Source organism: Streptomyces sp. ICN903 (assembly GCF_022015835.1).
GTDB lineage: Bacteria > Actinomycetota > Actinomycetes > Streptomycetales > Streptomycetaceae > Streptomyces > Streptomyces fenghuangensis.
On the sequence record NZ_JAKMAY010000394.1, the window covers coordinates 1 to 4,409 of the forward strand.

A 4,409-nucleotide genomic window follows, 5' to 3' on the forward strand; every position below is an offset into this window, starting at 1 on the left:
GCTCGATCAGCTTGGTCATGATGCCGCCCTTGGTCTCGATGCCCAGGGACAGCGGGGTGACGTCCAGCAGCAGGACGTCCTTGACCTCGCCCTTGAGGACACCGGCCTGCAGCGAGGCACCGATCGCCACGACCTCGTCGGGGTTGACGCCCTTGTTCGCCTCCTTGCCGGTGAGATCGCGGACCAGGTCCGTCACCGCGGGCATCCGCGTGGATCCTCCGACCAGCACCACGTGGTCGATGTCGGAGACCGAGACCCGGGCGTCCTTCACGGCCTGGTGGAAGGGCCCCTTGCAGCGCTCCAGCAGGTCGGCGGTCAGCTCCTGGAACCGGGCCCGGGTGAGCTTCTCGTCCAGGTGCAGCGGACCCTCGGCCGAGGCGGTGACATAGGGCAGGCTGATGGTCGTCTCGGTGGCGGAGGACAGCTCGATCTTCGCCTTCTCCGCCGCCTCGCGCAGCCGCTGGACGGCCATCTTGTCCTTGGCCAGATCGACCCCGTAGGCGTTCTTGAACTGCTTGACCAGGTGGTCGACGATCCGCTGGTCCCAGTCGTCACCGCCCAGGTGCGTGTCGCCGTTGGTGGCCTTCACCTCCACCACGCCCTCGCCGATCTCCAGCAGCGAGACGTCGAAGGTGCCGCCGCCGAGGTCGAAGACCAGGACCGTCTGGTCCTCCTTCTCCAGGCCGTACGCCAGGGCGGCGGCGGTCGGCTCGTTGATGATCCGCAGGACGTTCAGGCCCGCGATCTCCCCGGCCTCCTTCGTCGCCGTGCGCTGGGCGTCGTTGAAGTAGGCGGGGACGGTGACCACCGCGTCGGTGACCTTCTCGCCCAGGTACGCCTCGGCGTCCCGCTTCAGCTTCTGCAGCACCCGCGCGGAGATCTCCTGGGCGGCGTACCGCCTGCCGTCCACGTCCCCCGTGGCGGGGAAGCGCCAGCCCTCCTCGCCCATGTGCCGCTTGACCGAGCGGACGGTGCGCTCCACGTTCGTCACCGCCTGCCGCTTGGCGACCTCGCCCACCAGCACCTCGCCGTTCTTGGCGAACGCCACCACCGACGGGGTGGTCCTGGCGCCCTCGGCGTTGGCGACGACCGTGGGCTCGCCGGCCTCCAGCACGGACACCACGGAGTTGGTGGTGCCCAGATCGATGCCTACCGCTCGTGCCACTTGTGGTCCCTCCTCTCACCACCGCCGCCCACCGGCGCACGGTGCGGGAACCGGGCATCTTATGCCTGTATCTCCTGCATAAAACTTGAGCCGACTCAAGTCAAGCGCAGCCCCGCGCAACCGGCACGTTCACCGCAGGAGCCGTATCAATCCCTGGCCGCCGTCCGGACATGACGAGGCGGGCGGCACCCCGTGGGGTGCCGCCCGCCGCATCGAAGCCTTTTCCGCCGGGACTCGTCCCGCGCTACTCCCCCGTTATGTGCCGCACGAACCGGCCCCAGCCCTCGCGGCCGACCGCGAGGGCCGGGCGGCTCACGTCCTTGGAGTCCCGCACGTGCACGGCCTGCTCGGTGACGGCGACCTCCACGCAGTCATCGCCCTGGGCGCTGCTGTAGCTGGACTTGAACCAGCCGAGTTCCGTCGTCCTCACAACTCTCCTCGCATCCGCTCCAGCAGGCCCGCGGACTCTTTCGGGGACAGGGCCTGCGAGCGCAGTCTCGCATAGCGCTTCTGGATGCGGCTCACCTCTTTCCGGTCAGCGATCAGGCGCCCGTTCTCCTGTCCCTCCGAGTACGCCAACCACTGTCCGTCCGGTGTCTCAAGCAGCCGGACGGGACCGGCGAGGCAGGCGTGTTGCTCGCTGTCCGCAGCCATGACCTGGAGTGTCACGTTACGCCGGGAGATGAGGCCGAGGATGTGGTCGAGCAATTCGCGGGTGACCTCGGTCCCGCCGAGACGACGCATGAAGACGGCCTCCTCGACGATGAAGTCGAAGGTGGTGCCGGGCCTCTCGTGGAGCAACCGCTGCCTCTCCAGACGGGCTCGCACGGTGGCTTCCAGGTCCTCGTCCGTGAGGGGTGGGATGTCGTTCTCGCAGAGGGCACGCATGTATCCCTCCGTCTGCAGCAGCCCAGGCACCAGCCTGCACTCGTACGTGGCCAGGCTCACCGCCAGCCGTTCCAGGCGGGCCCACTGGCGGAACCAGGCGGCCAGGCCCGGTTCGCCGCGCGTCAGGTACTTGGCGGCCTTGCGCAGGGCGCCGGTGTTGCCGAGGGCGACCTCGGCCAGTTCCACGAACGACTCGTCGGGCATACGGCGGCCCAGCTCCACCGAGGCCACCGTGTGCTTGGAGTACCGCACCCAGGCGCCCAGTTCGGCGCGGCTGAGGCCGGCGTGCTCGCGCAGTGCCTGGACGACCGCGCCGAAGGTGCGCAGACTGCTCGAGGGGTTCGGCTCCCCTCCCAGGTCCACTCCCGGGTCCGTTCCCGGATCCACTTCCTCCGTGGCGCAGGCGTCGTCTGTGGTCATGGGCGGCCCTCCCGGTGCTGTGCTGTACGCGCGGTCTCCCCCGCGGCCGAACCCGCCCAGAGTTGCCGAAAGGGCCGCACGCCGTCCACCCGGAGTGCGCGTACGGTAACCCGGCGTACGCGTCCCGCCGCCGAGGCGCGGACGGTCAGCGCAGCGGCTCGAAGGGGGCCTCGCCCTCCTGGCCGTAGTAGGCGTGCATCAGCGAGACCCTGGCGACCCGGCGCCCTTCCGCCACCGCCTCCCGCGCCGCATCCCGCCCGCTGAAGTCCTGTCGCTCCCGCTCGTGTTCGACGAACGGCTCGATGCTGGGCGAGGCGTACAGCAGCGGCAGGTCGGCGCCGTCCCGGACCAGTGTGACGACGAGGTGGTCGCGGGTGCGCGCGTCGCGGTACTCGTACCGTTCGGAGGAAGGGGAGAAGTTCAGGGGCAGCGGTTCCGGCGAGCCGGTCCACCGGTCCTCGCCGAGCACCTCCGTCCACTTCTCGCCGACCTCCTCCGGGTCGCCGTCGAGGACGACATACCGCTCCAGCCGCCACTGGCAGCCCAGCGGGCCGGGCGGCTCGCCCTCGAAGGCGGGGTGGCGCAGGCAGTGGTCCTTCGCGGCGGTGCCGAGCTGCCGTGACACGCCCGGCAGGCGGTCGACGATCTCCTCCAGGCGGCGTTCTCCCTCCGGCCCGGCCTCACGGCTGGCCGCGTCGACCTCGCCGGTGCTCGACAGGACGTCCATCGGTTCGGCCAGCCACACATAGCCGTACCACCCCGCCGTGGCCAGGACCGTCAGTGCGGCCACCGCCACTCCACCGCCGACGATCCCACGCCGCACCCGCGCTCCGGCTTTCCCCGCCACCTTCGAATCCCCCCGCATCCCTTGTCACCGCACGGCCGCGGGTCCGCCCGCGCCCTCGTTCACCGCACCACGCTAAACCTCGGCCCGCCCGGCGTCCGGACCGGGAGAGCGGCAAGGGGTGGCTCCGGACCCGCCCCCTCCCGTCAGCTCTCCCGCATCCAGGCGAGCTCGATCCGCGTGGCATCGAGCCGCCAGCCCGCCGGGGTCCGTACGGCGGTGCCCGCCACTCGCACACCGCTCGTGCGGTGGGGCGGTTCGCCGTCGCGGTAGAAGTACACGATCTGGTTCGCGGTGGCCTCGGCGCGGTCGCCGTCCACGCTCACCAGCACGCTCCCGTACACGTGCTGGGTGCGCTCCCCCTCGACGCGGTTCTGCTTCAGATGGGCGGTCAGCTCGTCCAGACCGTGTACCTCGCCGCGCGGTGAGCGCACCACGACGTCGTCGCTGTAGACGGTGCGGGCGTCCTCGTGGCGCTGTTCGTCCAGCAGGTTGCCCAGACGGGCGAACAGGTCGGCTATCTCGATGCGGTCGGCGGTCCGGGTGTCGTCGGACACGGCATCCCCCTTGCGACAGAAGAAATGTTGGTGCGACCAACATAAAGCACTTTGTTGGTTTGACCAACACCTTTTAGAGTGGTCGCCATGGACGAGCCCCCCGAGCGCCTGACGACGAAGCCGAGTTGGCTGATCAGCCAACTCGCCGTACATGTACGCCGATTGGTCTTCGAGGGTTTCGCGGCCGCCGAGGCGCGCGGGTACCACTACCGCATCCTGGCCGCCCTGCACGAGTTCGGGCCCGCGAGTCAGGCCGAGCTCGGCCGCCGGTGCCGTGTCGACCGCAGCGACGTCGTGGCGGCCGTCGGCGAACTGGCCGGGCGGGGATTCGTCGAGCGGACGCCGGACCCGGACCACGGGCGGCGCAACAGGGTGACGCTCACCGAGGACGGCCTGCGGCAGCTTCGGCGCATGGACGAGGTGCTCGACCGGGTGCAGGACGACCTGCTCGGGCCGCTGTCGGCCGAGGACCGGCAGACCCTGACCCGTCTGCTCGGCCGCGTCCTCGCCCACCACGAACCACACTGATCCCCCC

The 4,409-nt window shown here is 70.3% G+C and carries 6 protein-coding genes; 1 reads left to right on the top strand and 5 read right to left on the bottom strand.

Features of this window, described 5'->3' with window-relative positions; genetic code table 11:
* From dnaK to L7D48_RS26435, 5 genes are all read right to left on the bottom strand, one after another.
* Positions 1-1,165: molecular chaperone DnaK (gene dnaK, locus L7D48_RS26415; protein ID WP_237883231.1), on the bottom strand; the 1,165-nt coding region annotated here is incomplete at its 3' end.
* A gap of 244 nt (positions 1,166-1,409) precedes the next feature.
* Positions 1,410-1,595: a DUF397 domain-containing protein gene (locus tag L7D48_RS26420; RefSeq protein ID WP_237883233.1), complete on the bottom strand. Its 186-nt coding sequence runs from the start codon at positions 1,593-1,595 to the stop codon at positions 1,410-1,412.
* Entirely contained in the window at positions 1,592-2,473 is an 882-nt protein-coding gene (locus L7D48_RS26425; RefSeq protein WP_237883234.1) for a helix-turn-helix transcriptional regulator, read from the bottom strand. The genes L7D48_RS26420 and L7D48_RS26425 overlap by 4 nt, the downstream gene beginning before the upstream one ends.
* Positions 2,474-2,618: 145 nt before the next feature.
* Positions 2,619-3,263 carry a hypothetical protein gene (locus L7D48_RS26430; RefSeq protein ID WP_237883236.1) on the bottom strand — a complete coding sequence of 215 codons (645 nt, stop codon included), beginning with the start codon at positions 3,261-3,263 and terminating at the stop codon, positions 2,619-2,621.
* 200 nt (positions 3,264-3,463) lie between these two features.
* The gene (locus L7D48_RS26435; protein ID WP_237883238.1) at positions 3,464-3,874 is read right to left on the bottom strand and encodes a nuclear transport factor 2 family protein; all 411 of its coding nucleotides are present in this window, start codon (positions 3,872-3,874) and stop codon (positions 3,464-3,466) included.
* Positions 3,875-3,961: 87 nt separating this feature from the next.
* Here L7D48_RS26435 and L7D48_RS26440 point away from each other — a divergent pair, with 87 nt between their 5' ends.
* The gene (locus tag L7D48_RS26440) at positions 3,962-4,402 is read left to right on the top strand and encodes a MarR family winged helix-turn-helix transcriptional regulator (protein WP_237883240.1); all 441 of its coding nucleotides are present in this window, start codon (positions 3,962-3,964) and stop codon (positions 4,400-4,402) included.
* Positions 4,403-4,409 lie beyond the last annotated feature (7 nt).